General features: G+C 39.1%; 24 protein-coding genes. 15 read left to right on the top strand and 9 right to left on the bottom strand.

Annotated elements, in window-relative coordinates:
- Nucleotides 1-12 precede the first annotated feature (12 nt).
- From gatD to QEN48_RS00445, 4 genes are all read right to left on the bottom strand, one after another.
- Complete coding sequence (gatD, locus tag QEN48_RS00460; RefSeq protein ID WP_280108454.1) at nt 13-1287, bottom strand: Glu-tRNA(Gln) amidotransferase subunit GatD; 1275 nt, start codon at nt 1285-1287, stop codon at nt 13-15.
- Nucleotides 1288-1307: 20 nt separating this feature from the next.
- Nucleotides 1308-2726, bottom strand: coding sequence for an argininosuccinate lyase (gene argH, locus QEN48_RS00455; RefSeq protein ID WP_280108453.1), 1419 nt, complete (start codon nt 2724-2726; stop codon nt 1308-1310).
- Nucleotides 2727-2816: 90 nt separating this feature from the next.
- Nucleotides 2817-4373 carry a tRNA uridine(34) 5-carboxymethylaminomethyl modification radical SAM/GNAT enzyme Elp3 gene (locus QEN48_RS00450; RefSeq protein WP_280108452.1) on the bottom strand — a complete coding sequence of 519 codons (1557 nt, stop codon included), beginning with the start codon at nt 4371-4373 and terminating at the stop codon, nt 2817-2819.
- 158 nt (nt 4374-4531) lie between these two features.
- Nucleotides 4532-4906: a hypothetical protein gene (locus QEN48_RS00445; protein WP_280108451.1), complete on the bottom strand. Its 375-nt coding sequence runs from the start codon at nt 4904-4906 to the stop codon at nt 4532-4534.
- A gap of 123 nt (nt 4907-5029) precedes the next feature.
- On the opposite strand from QEN48_RS00445, the gene QEN48_RS00440 reads away from it, so the two are divergent.
- Entirely contained in the window at nt 5030-6049 is a 1020-nt protein-coding gene (locus tag QEN48_RS00440) for a GTP-binding protein (protein WP_280108450.1), read from the top strand.
- A gap of 313 nt (nt 6050-6362) precedes the next feature.
- Complete coding sequence (locus QEN48_RS00435; RefSeq protein WP_280108449.1) at nt 6363-7481, top strand: CBS domain-containing protein; 1119 nt, start codon at nt 6363-6365, stop codon at nt 7479-7481.
- A 197-nt stretch (nt 7482-7678) separates the two neighbouring features.
- On the opposite strand, the gene QEN48_RS00430 is transcribed toward QEN48_RS00435, so the two are convergent.
- Nucleotides 7679-8842 (bottom strand): TraB/GumN family protein, encoded by a 1164-nt coding sequence (locus tag QEN48_RS00430; RefSeq protein ID WP_280108448.1) that lies wholly within the window; start codon nt 8840-8842, stop codon nt 7679-7681.
- A 201-nt stretch (nt 8843-9043) separates the two neighbouring features.
- A complete protein-coding gene (gene pyrF, locus QEN48_RS00425; RefSeq protein WP_280108447.1) occupies nt 9044-9697 on the bottom strand; it encodes an orotidine-5'-phosphate decarboxylase in 654 nt (217 codons plus the stop codon).
- Nucleotides 9698-9773: 76 nt separating this feature from the next.
- On the opposite strand from pyrF, the gene QEN48_RS00420 reads away from it, so the two are divergent.
- The 9 genes from QEN48_RS00420 to QEN48_RS00380 all read left to right on the top strand — a co-directional run bounded on the left by QEN48_RS00420 (nt 9774) and on the right by QEN48_RS00380 (nt 15344).
- A complete protein-coding gene (locus QEN48_RS00420; protein WP_280108446.1) occupies nt 9774-10283 on the top strand; it encodes a Na+/H+ antiporter subunit E in 510 nt (169 codons plus the stop codon).
- The gene (locus tag QEN48_RS00415; RefSeq protein ID WP_280108445.1) at nt 10283-10555 is read left to right on the top strand and encodes a monovalent cation/H+ antiporter complex subunit F; all 273 of its coding nucleotides are present in this window, start codon (nt 10283-10285) and stop codon (nt 10553-10555) included. The genes QEN48_RS00420 and QEN48_RS00415 overlap by 1 nt, the downstream gene beginning before the upstream one ends.
- The gene (mnhG, locus tag QEN48_RS00410) at nt 10552-10977 is read left to right on the top strand and encodes a monovalent cation/H(+) antiporter subunit G (RefSeq protein WP_280108444.1); all 426 of its coding nucleotides are present in this window, start codon (nt 10552-10554) and stop codon (nt 10975-10977) included. Before QEN48_RS00415 ends, mnhG begins: the two co-directional genes overlap by 4 nt.
- Nucleotides 10978-11223 (top strand): NADH-quinone oxidoreductase subunit J, encoded by a 246-nt coding sequence (locus tag QEN48_RS00405; protein WP_280108443.1) that lies wholly within the window; start codon nt 10978-10980, stop codon nt 11221-11223.
- Nucleotides 11216-11485: a hydrogen gas-evolving membrane-bound hydrogenase subunit E gene (gene mbhE, locus QEN48_RS00400; protein WP_280108442.1), complete on the top strand. Its 270-nt coding sequence runs from the start codon at nt 11216-11218 to the stop codon at nt 11483-11485. Before QEN48_RS00405 ends, mbhE begins: the two co-directional genes overlap by 8 nt.
- 2 nt (nt 11486-11487) lie before the next feature.
- Nucleotides 11488-11928, top strand: coding sequence for an MnhB domain-containing protein (locus tag QEN48_RS00395; RefSeq protein ID WP_280108441.1), 441 nt, complete (start codon nt 11488-11490; stop codon nt 11926-11928).
- A complete protein-coding gene (locus QEN48_RS00390) occupies nt 11925-12290 on the top strand; it encodes a cation:proton antiporter subunit C (protein WP_280108440.1) in 366 nt (121 codons plus the stop codon). The genes QEN48_RS00395 and QEN48_RS00390 overlap by 4 nt, the downstream gene beginning before the upstream one ends.
- A gap of 28 nt (nt 12291-12318) precedes the next feature.
- A complete protein-coding gene (locus QEN48_RS00385) occupies nt 12319-13776 on the top strand; it encodes a monovalent cation/H+ antiporter subunit D family protein (RefSeq protein WP_280108439.1) in 1458 nt (485 codons plus the stop codon).
- Nucleotides 13777-13859: 83 nt separating this feature from the next.
- Nucleotides 13860-15344 (top strand): proton-conducting transporter membrane subunit, encoded by a 1485-nt coding sequence (locus QEN48_RS00380; protein WP_280108438.1) that lies wholly within the window; start codon nt 13860-13862, stop codon nt 15342-15344.
- Between the two features lie 74 nt (nt 15345-15418).
- On the opposite strand, the gene QEN48_RS00375 is transcribed toward QEN48_RS00380, so the two are convergent.
- Nucleotides 15419-16384, bottom strand: coding sequence for a tyrosine--tRNA ligase (locus tag QEN48_RS00375; RefSeq protein ID WP_280108437.1), 966 nt, complete (start codon nt 16382-16384; stop codon nt 15419-15421).
- A 222-nt stretch (nt 16385-16606) separates the two neighbouring features.
- Here QEN48_RS00375 and purB point away from each other — a divergent pair, with 222 nt between their 5' ends.
- Nucleotides 16607-17968, top strand: coding sequence for an adenylosuccinate lyase (gene purB, locus QEN48_RS00370; RefSeq protein ID WP_280108436.1), 1362 nt, complete (start codon nt 16607-16609; stop codon nt 17966-17968).
- On the top strand, nt 17965-19335 hold the full coding sequence (locus QEN48_RS00365; protein ID WP_280108435.1) for an asparagine synthetase B: 1371 nt from the start codon (nt 17965-17967) through the stop codon (nt 19333-19335). Before purB ends, QEN48_RS00365 begins: the two co-directional genes overlap by 4 nt.
- Here the strand turns inward: QEN48_RS00365 and QEN48_RS00360 are convergent.
- The gene (locus QEN48_RS00360) at nt 19303-19680 is read right to left on the bottom strand and encodes a CBS domain-containing protein (protein WP_280108434.1); all 378 of its coding nucleotides are present in this window, start codon (nt 19678-19680) and stop codon (nt 19303-19305) included. The genes QEN48_RS00365 and QEN48_RS00360 overlap by 33 nt on opposite strands.
- Before the next feature lie 278 nt (nt 19681-19958).
- Between QEN48_RS00360 and eif1A the strand changes: the two genes are divergently transcribed.
- Nucleotides 19959-20276 carry a translation initiation factor eIF-1A gene (eif1A, locus tag QEN48_RS00355; protein ID WP_280108433.1) on the top strand — a complete coding sequence of 106 codons (318 nt, stop codon included), beginning with the start codon at nt 19959-19961 and terminating at the stop codon, nt 20274-20276.
- Nucleotides 20277-20299: 23 nt separating this feature from the next.
- Complete coding sequence (locus QEN48_RS00350; protein WP_280108432.1) at nt 20300-20905, top strand: KH domain-containing protein; 606 nt, start codon at nt 20300-20302, stop codon at nt 20903-20905.
- A gap of 99 nt (nt 20906-21004) precedes the next feature.
- On the opposite strand, the gene alaS is transcribed toward QEN48_RS00350, so the two are convergent.
- Nucleotides 21005-23782, bottom strand: coding sequence for an alanine--tRNA ligase (alaS, locus tag QEN48_RS00345; protein ID WP_280108431.1), 2778 nt, complete (start codon nt 23780-23782; stop codon nt 21005-21007).
- Nucleotides 23783-23815: the final 33 nt, after the last annotated feature.

The raw sequence follows: 23815 nt of genomic DNA, 5'->3' as shown, positions 1-23815 counted from the left end.
AATCATCTCGTGTTATTTTAGATAGCTTTCTGGTTCACTGCGGTTTGTTATCTCGCCAGCGATATCTGTGGTCATCAAATCCTTTATCTCGGTTTGGTCATCTGTCTGGTTTGTGGCCCACATAAGTTTCACTAATGCTGTTTCGGGTAACATGTCTCGGCCTGGTATGACTCCGGCTTCTATTAGGTCTCTACCTGTGTCATATACCCTGTCGCATACACGGCCGTATAGGCATTGTGAGGTCATCACTATTGGTGTTCCTTGGTTAACACCTTCTTTGATGACTGGGATTAGGTTGTTTGAGACGTGTCCAAGGCCTGTTCCCTCTATAACAACTCCATCCATGTTTTTTATATGGTTTCTTAGTGTTTCTGGAGTTGTGGTGGGTGTGAATTTTATTAGACCACAGTTTGGGTTTAAACCACCGTTATAGTTTAATTTTTTTTCTCCACGTTTTGTATAATCGGTGATAACTGTTATTTCGTTGTCTATTTTAGCTATTGGATCGCTGTTGATTGATCTGAATGCGTCACGCCTTGAGGTATGCATTTTGCGTGTTTTTGTTGCTTTATGTGCTAGACAGTATGTGTCGGAGGAGGTTCCGTGCATTGCAACCATTACTTCAGCTATATCGGATTTAGCGAGTTTTACTGCAGAAACAACGTTAAGGACGTTGTCGCTGCTTGGTCTGTCAGCACTTCTCTGGGAGCCAACAAAAACGATTGGTACTGGGGTGTCGATTAGAAAACTTATTGCTGAGGCTGTATAGGCCATTGTGTCGGTTCCATGTGCTACTACAACTCCCTCACTACCTTCCTCGATTTCTTTGTAGATTGCTTTACTTATTTCAATCCAGTCATTGGGTTTTATGTTCTCGCTTAATATGTTTGAAACAACTTTTGAACGATAGTTAGCCATACCCTCTAACTCTGGTATAGCTGAAAGTATTTCTTCCATATCGAAATCACTTGAAACGGCTCCTGTCCGATAATCTACCCTGCTTGCGATTGTACCTCCGGTTAACAACATCGATATGGTTTTTTTATCATTATGGGTTGTTTTAGTTGTTGTTTTAGTTGTCTTTTTTTCGGTTGCTTTCTCGATTAGGGTTGCTTCACAACCTTCGATATCTATCCCGATGTTGTATCCGTTTTCAAGTTTTATTACGGCTGTTTGTTCTTTTGATGACGGCATCAACCGTCCTTTATAGCTATACTCTCCCTTCTTAATCTGAATTTTATCGTTTTCATTAATGTCGTTTTTCTCCATAAACTGTTGAATAGTCATCAACTTCCTCCATCTAAAAATTATTTTTCTTTAAGGTAGTTATCCAAGGTTTTTTTAATTTTGTTCAGACCTTGGTTAATCTTTTTTTCTCTTGACTTGATTTCTTTTTCATGTTCTTCAAGCCTTAGATATCCATCATTTACTTCTTTAGATGTAACTATTGGTGAGGGGGATCCGTGAACTGTTTTTCTTTCAAGTATCTTTTCAGGATCTGTGATTTCATCTATAACGTCTTCAGGTATATCAAGTCTAACAGCCATTTCCTCTAAACTAAGTCCTTCGTTAACTAGATTCGAGACCTTTGAGTGAGCTATCCGGAATGGAATACCTCTATCTCTAACGAGGTAGTTCGCTATCTCACTACCGCTTGTCAATCCTTTACGTGAAGATGATTGTAGTTTTTCGTCATTGAACTCCAATCCATCGATTACTTCGTTTGCTATTTTAAGTGACCCTTTAACGTTTGTTACACTACTCCAGATCTTCGGCGTCAGTTCTTGGAGATCTCTGTTGTAAGCGTAAGGAAGTGACTTTAAGATACTTGAGATGGCAGTGTAATCCCCTAATACGCTTCCTGATTTAGCTCTAACCAACTCTAGAGTATCGGGGTTCTTTTTCTGCGGCATAATGCTTGAGGTGGATGTATAGTCATCAGGTAGTTCGACGAAGGAATATTCGGTAGAACTCCAGATAATAAGTTCTTCAGCAAGACGACTTAAATCCAACATGATGTTGTTGAAACAGGAAACAGCTTCTAAAGCGAAGTCGCGTGAACTAACCCCATCCATACTGTTCCTCATAACACCATCAAAACCAAGTAGTTCAGCTGTGTACTCCCGATCTATCTTGAATGTTGTAGAGGTAAGAGCACATGACCCAAGAGGGGTTTTATTGGTTCTAGCGAAACAATCCAATATCCTGGTTAGATTTCTGTTAAAGGCCTCAAAATAAGCTAGGTAGTGATGGCTAACGGTTGTGGGTTCAGCATGCTGTAGATGGGTGAATCCAGGCATCATTGTATCCTTGTTATCTTCAACAACACCTAATATCTTATTTAAGAAGTTGTGGAGACTCCAAGCTACCTCCAATAGTTCATGTCTCAAACGAATTCTTATACAGGTCGCTACCTCATCATTCCTAGAGCGAGCTGTATGCATCCAGCCAGCAGTTTCTTCACCAACCAATTCACTTAGACGGGACTCGATTGCAACATGTACGTCCTCTCCACTTAACTCATCATAACTTATCTCTTCTAAAGCCGTTATGATTTTAACTCCCGAATCCCTCGGAACGATATCCTGCTCCATCAACATCAAAACATGCGCTATATCTACAAGTATATCTGCATCAAAAATCCATTCATCATCACTTAGAGATGAAATAAAACTTAATGCATCTTGATCCATTTTCCCGAGCTCACCAAGCAACTCATCTTCCATATATTAATTCCTCCTAAAAAACAACAAGACAATAAATACCATTAACATCAAAAAGATTAGTATTTTACCCAGACAACTAAAAACAATTTTTTAGAGTTTTTTATTCATATAAACGCCCTTCTTATTATATCCATACTTTCTATAGTAATTCCTAGCTCCAACACCACTTATCACAGATAACTCTTCTGCACCCAACTCCCTCGCTCTCTCTTCAGCCTTTTTAAGCAGTTTTTCACCATAACTATGGTGTTGCCAATCGCCTTCCCTGCCTATAGGTGCTGCTTCTCCATATACATGTAGCTCTCTAACCAATGCATCACCAGAGTTTAGTTCAGGACGGAAAGGTTCATCAAGAATTCTCAATCGGAGTAAACCAATCAATATGTCCTGACCAACATCCTCGATAGACAAGAATATTTCCTTACCACTAGAAGCTTTGTACTCCCTTGAAACCAACTCTATATCTTGAGGTGAAACACCATCCTTCCTCTCCCGATGTCCAACCTCTCTACACCTAATACATCTACATGGATTTCCTTCTTCAACCAGTTTCTTACGACCTACTTGACGTAAATTGGTTTTATCCGGCCCTGCATCAATTTGATGAGAAGGTATATCCCGCATAACCCGCATTATCCTGACATGTGGTGGAACCTTTTTCTTCACACGAGCAATCAGGTCAGCAGTCTCTTCATTTGTAAGTGGCCTGTAATCACCATCCAAATACATCTCATAGAGCTCTGTACCTTTGACAACCTGAGTTGGATATATCTTAAGAGCGTCAGGCTGAAGCCTTTCATCACTGAAAATCTCCTCAAAAGCCTGAACATCTTTATATGGAGTTGTACCAGGAAGACCCAACATCATGTGATAAGTAACCTTTAATCCAGAATCCTTCAACTGTTTCGTAGCCCTATACACATCCTCAACCCGATGTCCTCTCTCTATTTTTTTATAAACATCATTATATATTGTTTGAACACCCAACTCAACTCTCGTGCAACCCATATCAAGCATCCGGTCTATATCATGTTGTTTACAGTAATCAGGCCGTGTTTCAAATGTAAGGCCGATGCAACGTATATCCGCATCCTCATTTCTTGATTTAGCTTCCATCAATGAACTTGATTTCTTTTTGTTCAAACCATCGAAACAGTTTTTAACAAAATCCTCAATATATCCTTCACGAGCCGGTGCAGTACCACCCATAACAATCAACTCAACCTTTTCAACATCGTCATGACCAATCTCCTTCAATTGACTTACCCTGGTTCTAACTTGACTATATGGATCATATCCCTCTCTAATAGCACGCATAGCAGCAGGCTCCTTCCCGGTATAACTCTGTGGACTATCGTTTTCAGGACCACCAGGACAAGGCACACAACGACCATGAGGACATTTATATGGCGAGGTCATCACCGCTATTATATTAACACCTGATATAGAGCGAGTAGGCTTTAATTTAAGTTTATCCCGTTCCTCCTCCCCATCTACATACTTCAATATCTCAGGATTGCTTGGAAAACGAGAAACACCAGTCTCCCTACAAACCTCCCTCTTAACAGATTCAATCTCACTTTCAGGCACACCATCCTCAACAATACGTCGAGCAATCTCCCTGCAAGTCTCTTCAAAACGATCCATAAAAAACACCTAACAAAAAACACAAAACAGATAAAAACCTCTAACTACAGTTAAATCCACAACAATAAAGATTTAATTGAAAAAAACACCACACCCATAGACCTAAAAAATAAACATAAAACCACACCCAATCCTTGATGAAAAAAGATAAAACTTTTTTATCTCTCTAGTGCTTTTAAACCCGCTTCAGGGTCATCAACTTTCATTATAACCCTATCTTTTCCTCCGGAGCTACAGGCCGAGTAGGCATACTCGATGTTAACCTCGCTATCTCCAAGTTTGTTTGAAACACCTGAAACTTCATCTCTATCGATTGAGATTACTTTAACTATAGATACAGTGTAACTATTCTTTTCAAGTTTTTTCTCCAGTTTATTAGGTTCTGGAGTTATCATTCGAATCACACCGAAATCACCAGCTTCTGCTATCTCAAAAGCAGATACATCGATTTCACCGTCTATAGTATTGAACAACCTAGCTAGCTCCCCCGGCTTGTTCTTAAGGAAAACAGATATCTGCTTAATTAACTTCAATAAACCACCCAACTAAAAGGTAACCTCAGAGATAATTATGTTTTTCCAAAAAACAAGGTTCCGCTAGATTAACACTGAAAACCTTAAGTACGATAGGTAGGTAATTAGGTTTAAGTGATAATTTTGAAAGTATCGTTTATTGGCGGGTTCTATGGCTCTGGAAAAACCACCTTGATCTCTGAGATGGCGAAGAAACTTGAGAAAGATGGTAAAAGCGTTTTAATTATAGATAACGAAAAAGGTAATTCAAATGTCGATCCATTGTTTGTAAGGGAGCTGGGCCTTGATGGAGATGAATTGACCGGTGGATGCATCTGTTTCTACCTAAATCGTTTAAAAGAAATTATGAATAAAGTAAATGATAAATCAAGTAAAGATGTCTTGTTTGTAGAGCCTGTATCCTATTTCTTGCCTTCAAAACTATATTTCGATTTACGCAATGAGTTTGGGGATGAAATCGATCTAGCCCCAATAACAATCCTTTTAGATGGCCGTGAACTAAAAAACGTAATCGAAAAAGATAGAGAGTTCCCTCTAATAGATGCAAGACAGGTTAAGGACGCTGAAATAGTTGTTATAAATAAAATTGACGTATTATCAAAAGAAGACATAACTAAGATTGAAGAGATGGTTTACAACCTCAACCAAGACGTAAAGATATTGCATGTCTCAGCAAAAGACTCCACAAACATCAATGAGATAATAGATGTTGTTTTAAATGAAATTCATGAGGGAACCGAGTTCAACAGCCCTGCACTATTCCAAGAATACCTAAAATCGGTTTCCGGAATAAGTGAGAGAGGAGAGAAATTCAAATTTAAATCAAACAAACCTTTCAACAAAAAACAAACACAGCAAATATTAAGAGAAGTAGTCACCTCCATAGACGAAAAAATCTCAAATGCAGGTGGAGAAATAAACCACATTAAGGCATACATAGGTAATGACAACTCCTACCTTAAAGGAAGCAGGCCCAGAGCAACAAAAGAAGTAGACATTACAGGAAACCTAACAAAAATAACAGAAGGACGATTAATCTTAAATGTAATAGCCAGTGAAGTACCAGACGACCTAATCTACGGAATAATGCTAAAAACACTTAGTGAAATAAACAACACACACCAAATAACCGTCAAAACCTAACTTTAAATAACATAAAACCATGGATTCCTCTTTTTCTTTTTTTTAATAACTAACCAAACATAGATTAATTGAATAACGATACTATATTCTGATTGGATTTTTTAAAAAGAAATTAACTTCAAAGAAAAGAAGTATGTGTGTTAAAAGAATATATTGATTTGTAAAAACAAAATAAACACCTAAACTTAGAGATACAATTAACAATTAGATGTGTCGTAAAGGAAATACCTATTGAAATAACTAACAATTGTTGAATAATTGTTGTTTGACCGTTTGCTTAAAATGGTTTGTAATGTTTTTGGGAGCTTGATTTATGAAGAGTTCAATCAAGATATTGGAGGTTTGGGGGATACCAATAAAGCTCCATATATCGTTTTTAATAATCTTACCGCCTTTTGCATGGCTATTCGCTAACTCACCATTCTTTTTTGAAGGCTTAGTTGAACCTTGGCTAGCCTATACCTTAGGTACATTACTTACATTGATGTTCTTTTTATGCGTTTTGTTACATGAATTAGGCCATTCTTATATCGCTCTTAAAAACCAGATCCCTATAAACAGCATAACATTGATGATATTTGGTGGGGTTGCAGCAATGGAGCAAACCCCAGATGACCCCTCAATCGAATTAAAACTAGCTTTAGCCGGACCTGTAGTCAGCCTTTTAATAGGAGTTATTTTGTTATCAATCAATTATATAGCGGGATTACCAACCCCAATATTCCCCGATGAAAGAACACTAGCAGGAATATTTATCGGATGGCTTGGATACATAAACATAATTGTAGCCGCATTCAATCTCATACCCGCATTCCCAATGGATGGAGGCCGGGTATTAAGATCAATTTTCGCGAAAAGAATGCCATACCTAAAGGCAACTGAAAGAGCAGCAGGAATAGGTAAGGCATTCGCCTTCTCAATAGGCCTTATAGGGCTTTTATTATTACCAGCAGGAATTTGGTTGATTCTAATAGCTGCATTCATATATTTCGGTGCATCACAGGAAGAAAAAAGCACCAAGATAACAAGGATATTCTCAGACCTACAGGTTAAAGACCTAATGACAGAGAATGTATTAACCGTTGAACCAGAAACAGATGCCAAAGAACTGATCGAGTTAATGATGAAGCAAAAACACATGGGATATCCAGTAACACAAAACGACAAACTTATTGGAATAGTAACCTTCTCAGACATACGTGGAATCCCAAGAGAACGGAGAGTAGCCACATATGTCAAAGACGTAATGACAAAAAACCCAATAACAGTTGAACCAGAACTTGATGCAATCGAAGCACTCAGAATAATATCAAGAGAAAGAATAGGAAGAATACCTGTAACCAGAGAACAAAAAGTTGTAGGAATAATAAGTCGAAGCGATTTCACAACAGCAATCGAGTTAGGCGAAATGGGAATGGTCCCAGAAAACTAAAACAAAACATAAAACAGAGAAAACCAATCCATATCTTGCGATATAAAATCTTTAAGCTATTAATCAAATAATTGGTGGTTTAAATCTATTTCTTGGTTTTTTTTAAAGAAGCTGTGTTTAATATCTATTTATGTTGTTTATAAGGACTAAAATCCAGTTTCTTAATTTTTTTGTTTAGGAAGATTAAGGGAGGGTGTTTAAAATGGTATTAATGTTTCGACGTCGATTCCTGCGAATTTTAGGAGTATGTATGCTCCTATGAATGTTCCTATTATGCTTCCTACATTTGCGGCTGCTGCGACTAAAATAACTTTGAAGAGGTTGTTGTTCATTAGTTCGCTTAGTTTTTCGGCGTCTTTGAGTAGGTTGAAGTCTTGGCTTGTTGGTTTTCTTACATATGCTTCTGCCATGCCTGCAAACCATCCAGCAGCTAGGAATGGTGAGAGTGAGGTTAGCCAGGCGAAAGAAAATGCGGTTGCTATTGATAGTGGGTGGCCTCTGGCTAACAATGTTGCTATAGCGGCTAGTGAACCGTTTATTAGGAACCAATAACCGAGGGCGGTTAATATTACGGATAGTGGTTTTCCAGCGAATACTAGGTATCCGAATAAACCGATTATTGATAGTGGTATGAGTATTCCAATCGCTTTAAGGTATTTGCGTGATTTAGGGATTTGGGTAAGTTGTTTTAGAGGAGGTATTTCTTCATAGTTCTGTAGGTAGTTTTTAACCCCTTCTCCATGTCCTGCTCCAATGACTCCTAATACTTTTTTTTCTTTTTTAGCTTCTTTTAGTAGGTTTGAGGCTAGGTATGCGTCTCTTTCATCTATCAATACTTTAGCTGCATTTGGGGAGAATTTCTCGAACTCGGAGACCAACATCTCGATTGTGTCGTCTTCAGTTATTTCGTCAATATCTATCTCTTTTTGTTTTCCAAAACCGAGGGCGCCAAGCACCAATGAACTTATCATCTTTAGTTTTTCTCGAAGGGTCATTTGGTGCCACAGTCTCTTCATGGTGATCCGGATATCTCTATCTATCAAGGCGACCTCGATGTCTTTCTCTTCAGCTAATTCAATAGCTTTTTTCATTTCAGCTCCAGGCTCGACCCCTAAATCTGCTCCAATCCGGTTCTGTAAGTAGGATAAGAGCATTTGGAAAAGGAAGATAAAGACATTTCCCTTTAGGATGTCTTTAACGCTTATTTCTGTTTCTTCTCCTTTTAAGGATTTATATCTAGGTAGATCCAATTCAACAGCGACAACATCTGGCTCTATTTCGTTTATAGCTTCTTCAACCTCCTTCACGCTTTTTTCAGAAACGTGAGCGGTTTTTAACAGATGTATCTCGCCTTTTCCCATAAAACAAACCTACCAGATATGGTTAATCCTCAACAACAATAAAAAACCATGTAACTAACAGAAAAAACCTTTGAACTAGATTGAATATCCGTGACATCATCCTCTCCCTGAAGGAAGAGGTCTTAGCCCTGAGTTAAGATAAAAACCGTTAAAACCCCTTTTTCAACGTTTTTTTTGTTTTCATTTTAATTATGGATTGGGTTACTGTTGAATGTAACCGATGTCTTCAACTATTTCACTAGCTGCTTGTCTAGGTTCTCTACTGTCGTATATGCTTCTACCTACGATTACTTGGTCGGCACCGGCATTTATTGCTGTTGAGGCTCCGCCTCCCTGTACACCGACTCCTGGTGAAAGTATCCGCATGTCTCCAGCCAATTCACTAACTGTATTCAGTCGTTTTAAGTCGTTTGCTGGAGCTATTAATCCATTGGCTCTTAGTTGGCTGGCTAATTCAACGATTTCTTGAGAAACTGGATGTATGAAACGTTCTGCGTCGGGATGTGACATCTCTGCGACAACATATACATCTCCATACATCTGGTTAGCGATCTCTACACATGCCTCTATACTGTTTCTTCCTGTAAAGCCATGGCAGATTATGGCTGAAGCCCCGGCCTCAAATACATTTTTACATATCTTTCTGTTTATGTGGGGTACGTCAGCTATCTTAAGGTCTGCGATCACTTCCTTGGTTCTACTGAGTTCTTCAACTATCTGAAGTCCATTAGATAGGATTATTGGGTAATTAACCTTGACAGCATCGATTAAATCTGATATTTCGTTTGTTATATTTATTGCACGCCTTCCATCTTCTAGGTCGGCTGCAAAAATAAGTCCAGTGTTCTTTTGCATCGATTCTTATTTAATTCCTCAAAAGATTTAAGTGTTCTTCAAGTATACTGAATTCGGGACGGGGGCTAATCGGTTAATGGAAAAAACTAATAAATCAATTTCAGGATTCCTGATTACTTTTCTTGCATTGATGGGGTTTTGGTTACTCCTATCAGGATACTATGATTTAGCACACATATCGATGGGAGTTGTTGCCTCCCTATTAATCGCTTATATAACACATGACCTATTCTTGAGAAGAAGTGGTTTAGATGGATTACACATCGAGGTTTTTAGGTTTTCTAGATATATTTTTTGGCACCTAACTGAAATAATCAAGGCAAACATTAATGTTGCCAAGATAGTTCTAAACCCCAACCTCCCCATATCACCAACTTTCGTTAAACACTCCCCGGACCTCGAAAAAGGGATGGCGATCACCGTTTTTGGAAACTCAATAACACTAACTCCAGGAACTTTAACTGTAAACGTAGATGAAGACAACGATATCTACATACATTGCCTAACCTCAGATCACTACCAAGAAATGGTTGAAAGTGGTATGGAAGAAAGAGTTAAACACATATTCAGGGAGGATGAAGATTAATGGCTATAGAACAGACATTTCTCGCTGCAGCCATAATACTGGTTATAACTGCCTTAATAGCTGTATATAGAGCTATAGAAGGTCCAACACTACCGGACAGGCTTGTAGCAATCCAAGTGATAGGTACAGCAACGCTAATAGTTTTGGTCTTAATAGCTTACATTACAAACCAACCATTGTTCATCGATGTAGCCCTAACCTATGCATTACTAAATTTCTTACTTGCAGTTATAGCGGGTAGATACATGATAACGGGGGAGATTTTCCAGTGATTGAAACGGCCCTTGAAATAACCTCAATTATATTAATTGCAGTAGGAGTTTTCTTTTTCATAGTCGGTTTGATAGGCTTGATTAGGCTGCCAGATGTATTCACAAGACTCCATGCAACAACTAAATGTGATACTTTAGGGGTTGGAGCAATTTTGTTAGGCTTAATCATCTATCAGGGATTTGATATAACAGCAATAAAACTATTTATGATAATATTTTTTGTATACCTAACCAACCCAACCGCCGCACAGATAATATCCAAAGGCGGCTATATTTCAGGGGTCAACCCATGTGAAATAACCAACTACAGTAAATGCTCAAAACAAACAATCACCAAAAAAACACAACAAAACCAAAAAACCGATAGGACTGATGAAAACGATAGAAAAAGCCATATGAAAGATTATGGGGAGGAGAGTTAAATGGAGTTAATATTAAACCTATTACTATTACTCCTATTACCAATAACCGCTATAGCGGTAGTTGTTGCAAGAGACCTAATAGTTGCAGCCCTAATATTCGCTGTATACAGCTTTATAATGGCAATAGTTTACGTTCAACTTAACGCTCCGGACGTAGGTATCGCTGAAGCAGCAGTTGGAGCAGGAGCAACAACCATACTTTTCATAATAACAATAGCGCGAACGGAGAGGATGGAAGATGAATAAAAAAATATCAATGATTCTTGTCGGTATAGTAGGCGCCATAATGGCTATAGCCGTAGCCGACATGCCCGATTTCGGCGATCCAAACAGCCCCGCCTCATCACACGTATCACCAACCTACATACTTGAAGCATATGACGTAGCCGGAGTACACAACATAGTGACAGCAGTACTTGTATATTGGCGGGCCTACGATACATTTGGAGAAATCACCGTAATATTCGCAGCAGGAATAGCAATTATGGCATTGCTTGGATGGGATTAACAATGAGTTCAGAAATTATGGAAAACGAAGTAATCGTTGAAAACGTAAGTAGGTTATTAATCCCCGTAATAATGTTGTTCGGGGCATACGTAATCGGACACGGACACGTTTCACATGGCGGAGGATTCCAGGGCGGAGTTATAGTATCAGCGGCCTTCGTACTATACATACTTGTCTATGGACTAGAAAAAGGACGTGGATTCGCCAACCAAACAGTCAGAAGATTGATGGAATCCGGAGGAACACTAATATTCATAATAGCCGGGATGGCAGCAATAATATGGGGAGGAAATTTCCTAGAATACCCTGCAATACCACTACCCTATCCAGACCCCACGATAACACTAACCTTTATAGCATTACTTGAAATAGCGATAGGGATAACCGTCACAGCAATCATTATATCCATTTTCATCACCATGGGGGGTGAAACAAGAAAATGAACTTCGAATTCTACTTACTACATTACAACTACTGGGTAAGCGTCATACTATTCATGATCGGGCTCTATGCTATGATAGCAAAAAAGAACTTAATAAAGAAATTCATGGGCCTAAACATAGTTGAAACCTCCATATTCCTTTTCTATATATCTATGGCCGATAAGACAGACGCAATAGCACCCGTCTTATACAACTACGACCAAGTCAACGTAGACCAACACGCGAACCCCCTACCCTCCATAATAATACTCACCGCGATAGTTATCGCACTAGCTATAACCGCGACAGCGCTGGCATTGATAATACGGATATACGAAGAGTATGGAACCTTGAATGCAGACGAAATAGAGGAGTTGTGGTAAACTGAGCGCATTCGAAAACCAACTTCCAATGCTAATAATCCTCCTACCACTTTTAGGAGCATACATAATACCAATAATAGGATACTTCAAACCTAAAATAACAAACATATTAACAACAATAATCGTACTAATAACAACAATACTTGCAGTTCTACTTGCAATTGAAATATTGGTAAATGGCGAGATCTATTACTTCACAGTCGGAGAAGAACCTCCTTGGGGAGTTGAAATACTAGCAGACCACCTCGCTGCATTAATGGCTTTAATAGTTCTCGGTGTAACACTACTCGCCACAATATTCTCAAAAAAATACGTAAAACACAGCCTTAAACCTAAAAAAGAGGTACTTTATTACACACTAATCCTATTAATGACCGGCGGCCTCCTATGGTTCATAATGGCCGCAGACGCCTTCAACATGTTCGTAGGTCTAGAGATATTCTCTATAGCATCATACAGCTTAACCGCAATTTCACAAGATAAAAAAGCAATAACAGCCGCATTCAACTACCTCCTAATGGGTGCTGTAGGATCCGCATTCTTCCTACTCGGAATCGGATACCTCTATATAATGACCGGAACACTCAACTTCGCAGACCTCGCCGCCAGAATAGTAGAACTCGACCTATATCCATCAACAGCGATATTCGCTTCACTCGCATTCATAGTAACCGGCCTCAGCATAAAAAGCGCTTTATTCCCACTACACGTATGGCTGCCCGACGCACACTCAAAAGCATTAAGCCCGGTTTCAGCATTATTCTCAGCAGTATTGGTAGAGGTAGCCGCCTACGGATTGATACGGATATTACTAACGGTATATGGATATGAATATATAACTGAAGTAATACCACTAACAACAGTCTTCCTAATACTCGCTGGAATCGCAGTCCTATTCGGATCCCTACTAGCAATATACCAGACAGACATCAAGAGAATGCTAGCATACTCAAGTGTAAGCCAAATGGGATACATAATCTTCGGATTTGGTTTAGGAACATCACTCGGCCTATCAGCCGGACTACTCCACCTATTCAACCACGCATTAATGAAATCAGCGTTATTCCTCGCAGCAGGAGCAGTAATATACCTGACAGGCAAGAGAAACATCTATGACTACGGTGGCCTCGGCCAAAAAATGCCATATACAATGGCCTTCTTTGGAATAGCGGCACTAGCAATGATAGGCATACCCCCAACCAACGGATTTATAAGCAAGTTCTACCTCGCCTGGGCAGCAGTAGACATAGGACAATGGGTTTTCGTAATAGTAATACTACTAAGCAGTTTATTAAACGCCATATACTTCTTCAGAGTACTCAACATAGCATACACCAGAGAAAACGACGACATGACGAAAGTGAAGGAACCACTAACAATAGTAATACCAATAGGAATACTCGCAATATCATGCATAATATTCGGATTCGGGTTCTCAATACCACTAGACCTAATAGAGCCCTTCGCAGAATCCTTAATGAAATAAAAAAAAGATTAGATAAATCAGATGCCTGAAAAACCCTATAAAAACGGAAAATAAACCATATAAAACAATAAACTGGTGAAAAAATGACGACTGTAACAGATATCAGACCACTACTAATAGTCTTAATAGGTCTCATAGCACCCATCCTGATATACCTAGCAGGAGAAAAACGTCGAGACCTAAGAGAAGGCGTTACATTCATAACATCAATAATAATCTTTTTATTAGTCGCATCAATGGCTCCCCACATCTATGGTGGAGGCGAATATATACTAGAAACCCCTGAACTTATATCAGGCATCTCAATATCCTTCCTAGTAGACCCATTATCAATGTTCTTCGCTCTCCTCGCCAGCCTACTATGGATAGTAACCTCAATGTTCTCCGTAGGCTATATGCGGGGATTAAACGAACATAAACAAACCCGATATTACGCAGCATTCGCAATCTCAATAGCAGCAACCATGGGTATAGCAACATCCAAAAACCTATTCACATTATTCATTTTCTACGAAATACTAACAATAGCAACATACCCACTCGTTATACACGAAGAAACCAAAGAAGCAATGAAAGCAGGCTGGAAATACCTAGGCTACACATTAACAGCAGGAGCCGTATTCCTACTACTCGCCCTCATAATCACATACGACATATCAGGCACACTAACATTCGCCGAAAACGGATTCCTAACACAAGACATGGCTTCAACACAAATGCTCCAACTACTATTCATAATATTCATCATCGGGTTCGGAGTTAAAGCAGCCATAATGCCATTACACGGATGGCTCCCATCAGCAATGATCGCACCAACACCAGTATCAGCATTACTCCACTGTGTAGCTGTAGTCAAATCAGGTACATTCGGAGTAATAAGAGTCGTAAACAACGTATTCGGAATAGAACTAACAGCCGCAATAGGCATGGGAATAGCACTCGCAACAATCGCCTCAATAACAATAATACTCTCAATGCTAGTCGCACTCAAAAAAGACAAACTAAAAGCAAAACTCGCATACTCAACAATAAACGAACTATCCTACATCGTCTTAGGAGCAGCATTACTAAGCTACTTCGGAATCGCCGGCAGCATAATCCATATCTCAAACCACGCATTCATGAAAATAGGCATGTTCTTCTTCGCAGGAGCCGTATTCGTAGCAACAGGAAAAGAATACGTCAGCGAGATGGACGGCATAGGCTGGCGAATGCCAATACACACCCTAGTATTCTCAATAGGAGCCCTAAGCCTAGCAGGAATCCCACCACTAGTCGGATTCGTATCAAAATGGTACCTAATAAAAGGAGCAATACAAGCAGAACTCTATATCTTCGTATTAGTCCTAATAGCAAGCGCAATACTAAACATACTCGTATTCTGGCCAATAATATACAAAGCCTTCTTCAAAAAACCAGAAGTAAAAGTAAAAGCACCAGTACCAAAATGGATAACAGCACCAATGCTCTTCGCAATGGCAGGAACAATCATACTAGGCCTATTCGCACTACTACCCTACAGCTTCCTAGAACTAGCATTCATAGCAGCCGACCTATACCTACCATAAAAAACCAGTCATACAACCCAAAAAAACCAAAAAACACCAAAAAAACAAAAAAATAGGAAAAGACAGGAAGGGGTTTAAGCCTTCTTTAATTTTTCTCTAGCAGGCTCTAAAACCCTGTTCAAATAATCCTTAACACCATTCTTTAAGTCAAGCGGATGTAACTCGCCTGACATATAATCACTTGCCAACTCACTATACTCCGTGTAAACCAAGTTCCCACCAAACTTCTCAGGCCTTTCAATCTCAATCTCTTCAAACCTAGGCATGACATGATACCTCATTATCTCAGTAACCGGGTTATTCTCCACCTGTTTCTCGGGACAGTAAGCATCCATTATTTTCTCTTCAACAGTTTCATAACTATCAGATATATCTATCCAGTTATCTTTAGAAGAACTCATCTTCTCACCATCCAATCCAGTCAAAATAGGGGTATGGATACAGATTGGTGAGTTATAACCAACTTTAGGAAGTTTCTCCCTTGCAAGCATATGGATTTTTCTCTGATCCGTACCACCCATAGCTACATCAACATCAAGCCATCCAATATCGATAGCCTGCATTATCGGATAGAGCATTTGACCCATAATAGGGTTTTCCCGACGCCTACTAATTTCATCCATACTTCTAGTAGCCCTATTCAAGGTCACTTGAAGTGAAAGCTCATAGACCTTCTTAGTGTACTCCTCATTAAGTTGATACTCACTACCGAAAACAAACTCAGTTTTATCAGGATCCAGGCCATAAGCCAAAAAACACTCTTTATTCATCTCAGCAACCTCTTTAATCTCATCTAAACTACCTTTCTCATTTAAATATGCATGGAAATCCGCCAACAAAACCTTAACCCTAAACCCAGCCTCCTGCAAATCAATAAGTTTGTTAGCAGTCAACAGATGTCCAAGATGAAGTGCCCCACTAGGCTCATAACCAACGTAAGTAACCGGTTCACCATTCTTATCTAACAACTCCCTCAACTCATCCTCAACAACAACTTCCTCCGTATTCCTAGTAACCAATGAATACCTATCCAAATTCATACAAAATCACTCACAAAAAACATATAAAATCTATCTCCCAAAAAACCCAGATATCTCAAAATAACTACCAGATAACAGTAATGTTTTTAATCCTTAAAACATTCGAGTGCAAACAACAACCCAATTCAAAATAACAAAAAAAAGACAAACAGTTGTTTTATGTGGTGTTTTGGGTGAGTTTTCTGGAAAATGATTAATACAGTGTTTCTATAAAATAAATCGATGTCAATTCATCCAATAGAAGGCAGATATGGTTCTGAAGAGATGCGGGAGATATGGAGGAAAAAAACTGAGTTAGAGTATATGTTAAAGGTGGAGGCTGCGTTAGCTCGAGCTGAAGCCGACTTCAGTATAATCCCAAGTGAAGCAGCAGATGAGATTGAAGACAAGGCAAACCTAGATTATGTCTCCCTTGAAAGAGTTAAAGAAATTGAAGCAGAAATAAAACACGACATAATGGCTATCGTTAAAGCATTGTCAGAGCAATGTGAAGGTGAAGCCGGGGAATACGTCCATTTAGGCGCAACAAGCAACGATATATCAGATACAACAAGAGCACTACAGTTTAAGAAATCACTCTCAATAATAATGAGGCGATTAAGAGAGCTCGAAGACTCTCTAATAAAAAAAGCAGATGAATACAGAGACCTAACATGTGTAGGCCGTACACATGGACAACACGCCGTACCGACAACAATCGGCCATAAATTCGCTATATACGCTTCAGAAATCAGGAGACATATAGAGAGAGTCGAGGAATTAAAACCAAGAATATTGGTCGGACAGGTAACAGGCGCCGTCGGAACCCAAGCCGCCTTAGGAGACATGGGGGAAGAAGTACATAAAAGAGTTAACGAGATACTTGGACTCAAGCCAGTAACTATCTCAAGCCAGGTTATACAGAGAGATAGATACGCCGAACTAATATCCAAACTCGCAATAATATCCAGTTCATTAGATAAAATAGCCAAAGAAGTCAGAAACCTACAGAGAACAGAGATAAGTGAACTACAAGAGCCTTTTGGAGATAAACAGGTCGGTTCAAGCACAATGCCTCAGAAAAAAAACCCAATGAGATCTGAAAGAATCGGAGGGCTCGCCAAAGTAGTGAGATCCAACGTAACAACGGAACTAGAAAACGTACCTCTTGAACACGAAAGAGACCTAACAAACTCCTCATCAGAAAGAATGGTTTTGCCAGAAACATTTCTTTTAGTAGATGAACAACTCAAACTAATGAAATACGTTATCGATGGCTTAGTAATAAACCAAGAAAACATAGAGAAAGTTCTCAACATGACTGGAGGCCTTAACATGAGTGAAGCAATAATGATAAAACTATTCAACAAAGGCCTCGGACGCCAAACCTCACATAAATTAATTCGAGACTGTGCAATGGATGCATACCAATCCAATAAAACACTTAAACAAGCATTAATGGAAAACACTGAAGTTAAAAAACACATGACTGAAGAAGAAATCGAAGAGGTACTTGACCCCTCAAACTATCTTGGATGCGTCGACCTACATATCGAAAACGTAATAAAATACTATAAACAAAATCGGGAGGAAATAACAGAGTGACATTATGGGGCGCGACAACAAAAAACCAACTTAAAAAACTAACAAAAAACCAAACTAAAAACCAAAACAGACAAACAGTCAGCTCAAACAGAAATGAAACCGAAATAACGATAGAAAAAACAAACTACATCGATTCAGAGATAATCAAGAAAAACCAAGACTTTGTCGCTATAACCGGAGCAATCTACAGTGGGAACAAACAAGTTTCACTAAAGAAAGCCGTAAATAAAATCAACGACCCAACCGAATTAATGCAACTGGATGGCGAATACGCATTCGCATGGCTATCTAATAAGAAATTGATGTTAGGGAGAGACCGAATAGGAAGCATACCACTATACTACACACAAGCAGATGGGGTCACCTTCTCAACAAACCAACTAGATATCTTAGAATCTACCGAAAAAAAACCCAAAAGAGTGGTTCCAGGAAAACTATACAAAATCGATGGAAATAAAATAGAAACAAAAAACATTTCAAACACCAATGACCTAAAAAACGAATCAAAAACCAAAACAACCGAGGAATACGGAAGAGAAATCATAAATAAACTGGATCAAGCAGTGCAAAGAAGAGTTGGAGAAGAAACAGCCATAGCTTTTTCAGGTGGAGTAGACAGTTCATTGATAGCTGTTTTAGCAGATAGATACACAGACGTAACATTATACACAGTTGGATATGAAAACTCCCCCGACATAGAGTGGAGTAAAAAAGCCAGTGAACACCTAGAACTACCACATAAACCTATAGAAATCGATTTACCTACAATTAAAAAAACAATCCCTGAAACAATAAAAGCAACATGCGATGCAACCCGACTTTCAATAGGAGTCGGCCTACCATTCCTAATACTGTCAAAAAAACTTAGAAAAGATGGATACCGAACAGTCCTAACAGGCCAGGGTTCAGATGAGTTATTCGGAGGATACACAAAATACAGAAACTCAGATAACCCTGAAACCGAGATGGCCAGAGACATAGATAACATAGCTGAGAAAGACCTTGAACGAGACTACCACGTATTCACAAACCAAAACATACTTTCTAAAAACCCATTTCTAGACCAAAAAGTAGTTAAAACCGCTTTATCAATACCAATTAGAGATAAAATACCTGATGAAAACGAAATAGAAAAAAAGATATTGAGAGCAGGAGCCAAAAAACTACTTCCACCAGAAATAACAAAAAAACCGAAAAAATCCTTACAATACGGAAGTAGAGTTGACCGTGAAATAGATCGAATAGCAAGAAGAAACGGATACAAACGGAGAGAAAAACACCACGTAGATAAATACCTCGCTGCTGAATCTAAAAAAATATTTAAAAAAACCGTTTCAAAACACGTCACGCGCAGCTTTAATAACTGAACTCTGAGTAATCAACCCAACCAACTCACCATCATCAACAATAGGAACACGCTGAATACCAGTCTCAACCATTATGTCGGCAATCTCCTTAACCGATGTATCACCAGTTTTCTTAACAACATCCTTAGTCATAATTTCCGAAACCCTGAACTTAGCTGGTGCTGGAGACAAAGTAATATCCCGCAAAGTAATAAATCCAACAACCCGATTCCCAACAGTAACAGGTAAACCACCAACATTATTCCTCGACATAACCAACCTAGCCTTAGCTAAATAATCGTCAGGACCAATCCTAACCACTTTTTCACACGGAATCATTATATCAATAGCCTTTATATCACTCAAGAATACAACACCCCAAAACAACAATTCAACAAAGATCGAAACACAATACAAACTATGACAACAACAAACATAAATACTCATCCATAAAAAAACAAAACCAAACCAAATAAACAAAAAAACAAAACAACAAAAAACCTGAATTAAGTTAAGGGATAGTTTGAAGATGGAGAAAGAACAAAAAAAAGAAGAATCTATAATAGGAATAATCTAAGGCTCTACATATAGAGCAAAATAGAAGTTTAATTAACTATCTATTTTCTTGATTCATAAAACAAAACATGGGAGGTGTTAATCTGGGAAAAAAGAAAAATAACGATGAAAATACACATAGAAGCCCAAGGCTTCCAAGAGGAAGAGAGATCCAAGCTCGAGTGATCAGCATGCTTGGGGCTAACAGAGTTAGAGTACATTCTGAAGACGGTGAAACCCGTATCGCGAGAATACCGGGCAAGATGCAGAAACGAAATTGGATTAGAGAAGATGATGTGGTTCTTATTGAGCCATGGGACTTCCAGGATGAAAAAGCGGACATTAAATGGAGATATAAACAATGGGATGTTCGTTGGCTAAAAGAGCATGGTAAGTTAAAAGTATAAAAAAAAGTTTTTGTTGAAGGAAAATGCCGGAAAATAAAGATTATGTAAAAATCCCTAACGATAGAATAGGGGTATTGATCGGTAAAGAAGGTAGCACAAAAAAAGATATAGAATCCCGGACAGGCGTTAAACTAAAAATCGATAGTGAAGACGGAAACGTCCAGATAGATCGAGAAGACGCCGACCCCCTGCTGGGATGGAAAACAAGTAAGGTAGTTAGGGCAATAGGACGTGGATTCACACCAGAGAAAGCAACCAAACTACTAGAAGATCAAAAAGTACTACAAGTACTGGACATCACAAACTACGCAAAAACAAAAAAATCAAGAAAAAGACTTAAAGGACGAGTAATCGGTAAGAAAGGTAAAACAAGAAACTTACTCGAAGAAATATCCGGAACAAACATATCAATCTACGGTAAAACCGTATCCTGCATCGGTAAGCCAGAGAGAGTAACAGCAACAATCGAAGCCATAGAAATGATATTAAACGGAGCACCACACGGACATGCCTATAGATTCCTAAAAGAAAACATAACAACACCAGGAGAGATAGAGTACGTCCAATCAGACCTAAGGCCAGGCAGACCACCAGAAAAAGAAACAGAAAAAGAAACAGAAAACAAATAAAAAACCAATAAACCCACCAAAAAAGGCTAAAAAACCTAGGTGGGTGAAGGATATTTAGGCCCTGAAACCATTAGAGAGAAAATCTAAACCCAAACATCCTCAGTTTTTATTCAACTCTTCCCTCACAACTTCTTCAAACTCACTTAATACTTGATTTATTTTGTTTGGAGGTATTTTTCCCTGCGCCATCTTTTCACTTCCTCCACCACCACCACTATATTTTTCAGCAAGTTTCTGGAACAGTTTGTTTGCACTTAATCCTTTATCAATCGCCTCTTGACTAACCGAGATTGCTGTATGGCCTTTTTCTCCAGCTATCAATGATGTAACTCCTCTTTCTGAAGTTTCTTCCGCCGTTGCCCTGATTTCATCCATCTCGGCTTCAACCAGTTTCTGGCTCACAACTTTGATTCCATCAATCTCTATAGCCATGTTTATCAGGCTTTGCCTACGTAGTTTAGCTATTTCTTTCTGAAGTCTATCAATCTCTTTTCCACGTTCTTTCCATTCTTTAAAGAACCTTTCAGCCGTTTTAGGAAGCTCTTGATAGTGAACCGAGAAAGTGTTTGATGTTTCTTGAAGTATCTCATCCCTTTCATGCATGCTCTCAATTGCAGCTTCTCCAGCAGAGAAATTAAGTCTTAAAACACCGTCTTGCACACTCTCAGTAGAAAGTATTTTTACAGGCCCTATCTTTCCAGTGCTTTCGCAGTGTGTACCACCACAGGCTTGAACATTCCAGTCCTCCGTTTCAACAACACGTATTTCATCGCCCATTGGAACACCGCCTTGATAGAGTATATATCCATGTTTTTTTTCAGCTTCATTCCTATCCATGTTTCTTGCATTTACAGAACGGTTATCCATAACGATTTGATTAACCTTCCACTCTATATCTTTTATTTGACTGGATGTAATCGGTTTGTAATGGCTTATGTCAAGCCTGGCCTGACTTGTTGATAGATTAGATCCTTGTTGAAAAACATGATATCCGAGTACGTCTCTAGCGGCACCAAGCACTACGTGTGTAGCTGTGTGATGTCTTGCATGGGCCCTACGTCTCTCTTGATCTATCTTACCTTGCACTACCACTCCTTTTTTTATGTCTGAGCCTTCATCACTTTCATCTTCAATAGTGTGTACAACTACGTTGCCGACTTTCTGTACATCGGTTATTTTATATATACGTTCACCAGTGTCTATTGTTCCTTGGTCTGCGGGCTGTCCACCGCCCTCAGGATAGAAAAGTGTTTGGTCTAACACGATTTTGTTGTCAAAGGAATCTATTATAACTCCTTCGAAACTGATGTCGTTTGGTTGGCTGTAGAACAATAGTTTTGTTGGTGGGTATTCCTTCAATCTCTCTTCGATTTCAGTTGGTTCTTCAGGTTCTTTTGTCTCTCCTTCATGTGTTTTTGCAACCCGTGTATAGAAATCGTCTGGAACCTCAACCTCTACCCCGACCTCTTCACCTACTTCCTGAATGATCTCGGGTGGAACTCCATGTGTATCATATAGCTCTAGAACAGATTCGAGTGGTATTTCTTTTCCTTTCTCGTTATAGTGTCTAGCTGTCTTTCTAACAAGGTTTCTTCCTTTAGATATCGTTTCTCTAAATTTATCTTCTTCTATATCAACTATCTCCCGTATTTTGTCTTCACGCCGCTTAAACTCTGGATAATCATCCTCCAACATATCAATCTGGATTTGAACAACCTCGGATAATGGTTCCTCTATACCAAGGGACATCATCATTCTTAATGCGCGTCGGATTACATGGCGCGCTAGATAACCAGCTTTTGCGTTCGAAGGAACGATTCCGTCACCAAGCATGAAGGTAATTGTCCTACTGTGGTCCAAAATAGCATAAGCCTCTTCAATCGGCTCCATCATCTCTTTAAGTTGACCTACATCAAAATCTAGCCTACTTGCAACCTCTTTACGTATCTCCATTAGGTCGCTCCCAACCTCAACATCCATGTAACCGGATAGTTTGGCATGCTCACCAAGTATATCACGGTACTCAGGATCCTTTAGAGGATGGTTGATTCCAGCCAACTCCATAAACTCGTCTACAGCATCACCGAAAACAGCGTCATAGATAGTTGGACTTCCCTTTGAGGCCCAAACAAACCTTTCAAGTCCATAACCAGTGTCAACAACCCTAAGATCCATTTTACGGTATCTATCACCCTTAATCTCGAATTCACCATCTGGATCCAGCTCCATGTTCATGAAAACAAGTGTTGCCAACTCCAAACCACGACATAAAACCTCAAAAGCCGGTCCAGCATTACCTCCACCAGCCCAAGGATTTTCTTTATATATTATTTCACTACCATCTATACCTAAGCCGGTAAGTAACTCATGACATAACTCAACAGTCTTATCCTTCCAATAAATATGTTCATCTCCGAAATTGAAGGCGTGATGCGCCATCATCTCAAAATTAGTCAAATGTCTCCCGCTCCGGCCAACTGAATCGATGTCATCAAGCCTTATACAAGGCTGAGATATAGTTAATGGGTTAGCAGGAGGAAGGCAGTGACCCCCAGTTACATGGGGCTGGAAATCAGCTATAGAGGCTATTGTTAAGAAGATATCATCTCGCCATCTAGCGATAACTGGACGCCTATCGACACGTTCATGCATACGGTCTTCGAAAAAACTTAAATAGTGTTCCCGCATCTCAGTTAAACTAAACTCCCCATCTATCGGTGGGTCTCCAATAAACGAGTAATCATCACATGGAGGATCACCACAGGTCTCACGACTTTCCTCCAAAGTCCAGAAATAACTTCCACACTCCTCACACTTTTTTCTAAAAAAATCATGATCTTGAAGAAAATCCAGTTTATACTCATCTTCTAAACTCATAGTCTAATCTTGAAATATCTATTATAGAGATAA

The organism is Methanonatronarchaeum sp. AMET-Sl, from assembly GCF_029854155.1.
GTDB lineage: Archaea > Halobacteriota > Methanonatronarchaeia > Methanonatronarchaeales > Methanonatronarchaeaceae > Methanonatronarchaeum.
The sequence above is the reverse complement of the archived record's forward strand: the minus strand, read 5'-3'. Positions and strand labels throughout refer to the sequence as shown.

Excerpts from the sequence above, each read along its gene's own strand:
- QEN48_RS00390 (WP_280108440.1), top strand. The coding sequence starts at position 11,925 with ATGAACTTCGAATTCTACTTACTACATTACAACTACTGGGTAAGCGTC.
- eif1A (WP_280108433.1), top strand. The coding sequence starts at position 19,959 with ATGGGAGGTGTTAATCTGGGAAAAAAGAAAAATAACGATGAAAATACA.
- argH (WP_280108453.1), bottom strand. The coding sequence starts at position 2,726 with ATGGAAGATGAGTTGCTTGGTGAGCTCGGGAAAATGGATCAAGATGCA.
- QEN48_RS00350 (WP_280108432.1), top strand. The coding sequence starts at position 20,300 with ATGCCGGAAAATAAAGATTATGTAAAAATCCCTAACGATAGAATAGGG.
- mbhE (WP_280108442.1), top strand. The coding sequence starts at position 11,216 with ATGAATAAAAAAATATCAATGATTCTTGTCGGTATAGTAGGCGCCATA.
- QEN48_RS00380 (WP_280108438.1), top strand. The coding sequence starts at position 13,860 with ATGACGACTGTAACAGATATCAGACCACTACTAATAGTCTTAATAGGT.
- alaS (WP_280108431.1), bottom strand. The coding sequence starts at position 23,782 with ATGAGTTTAGAAGATGAGTATAAACTGGATTTTCTTCAAGATCATGAT.
- QEN48_RS00395 (WP_280108441.1), top strand. The coding sequence starts at position 11,488 with ATGAGTTCAGAAATTATGGAAAACGAAGTAATCGTTGAAAACGTAAGT.
- pyrF (WP_280108447.1), bottom strand. The coding sequence starts at position 9,697 with ATGCAAAAGAACACTGGACTTATTTTTGCAGCCGACCTAGAAGATGGA.
- QEN48_RS00405 (WP_280108443.1), top strand. The coding sequence starts at position 10,978 with ATGGAGTTAATATTAAACCTATTACTATTACTCCTATTACCAATAACC.
- QEN48_RS00435 (WP_280108449.1), top strand. The coding sequence starts at position 6,363 with ATGAAGAGTTCAATCAAGATATTGGAGGTTTGGGGGATACCAATAAAG.
- QEN48_RS00375 (WP_280108437.1), bottom strand. The coding sequence starts at position 16,384 with ATGAATTTGGATAGGTATTCATTGGTTACTAGGAATACGGAGGAAGTT.
- purB (WP_280108436.1), top strand. The coding sequence starts at position 16,607 with ATGTCAATTCATCCAATAGAAGGCAGATATGGTTCTGAAGAGATGCGG.
- QEN48_RS00420 (WP_280108446.1), top strand. The coding sequence starts at position 9,774 with ATGGAAAAAACTAATAAATCAATTTCAGGATTCCTGATTACTTTTCTT.
- QEN48_RS00430 (WP_280108448.1), bottom strand. The coding sequence starts at position 8,842 with ATGGGAAAAGGCGAGATACATCTGTTAAAAACCGCTCACGTTTCTGAA.
- QEN48_RS00450 (WP_280108452.1), bottom strand. The coding sequence starts at position 4,373 with ATGGATCGTTTTGAAGAGACTTGCAGGGAGATTGCTCGACGTATTGTT.
- gatD (WP_280108454.1), bottom strand. The coding sequence starts at position 1,287 with ATGACTATTCAACAGTTTATGGAGAAAAACGACATTAATGAAAACGAT.
- QEN48_RS00415 (WP_280108445.1), top strand. The coding sequence starts at position 10,283 with ATGGCTATAGAACAGACATTTCTCGCTGCAGCCATAATACTGGTTATA.
- QEN48_RS00385 (WP_280108439.1), top strand. The coding sequence starts at position 12,319 with ATGCTAATAATCCTCCTACCACTTTTAGGAGCATACATAATACCAATA.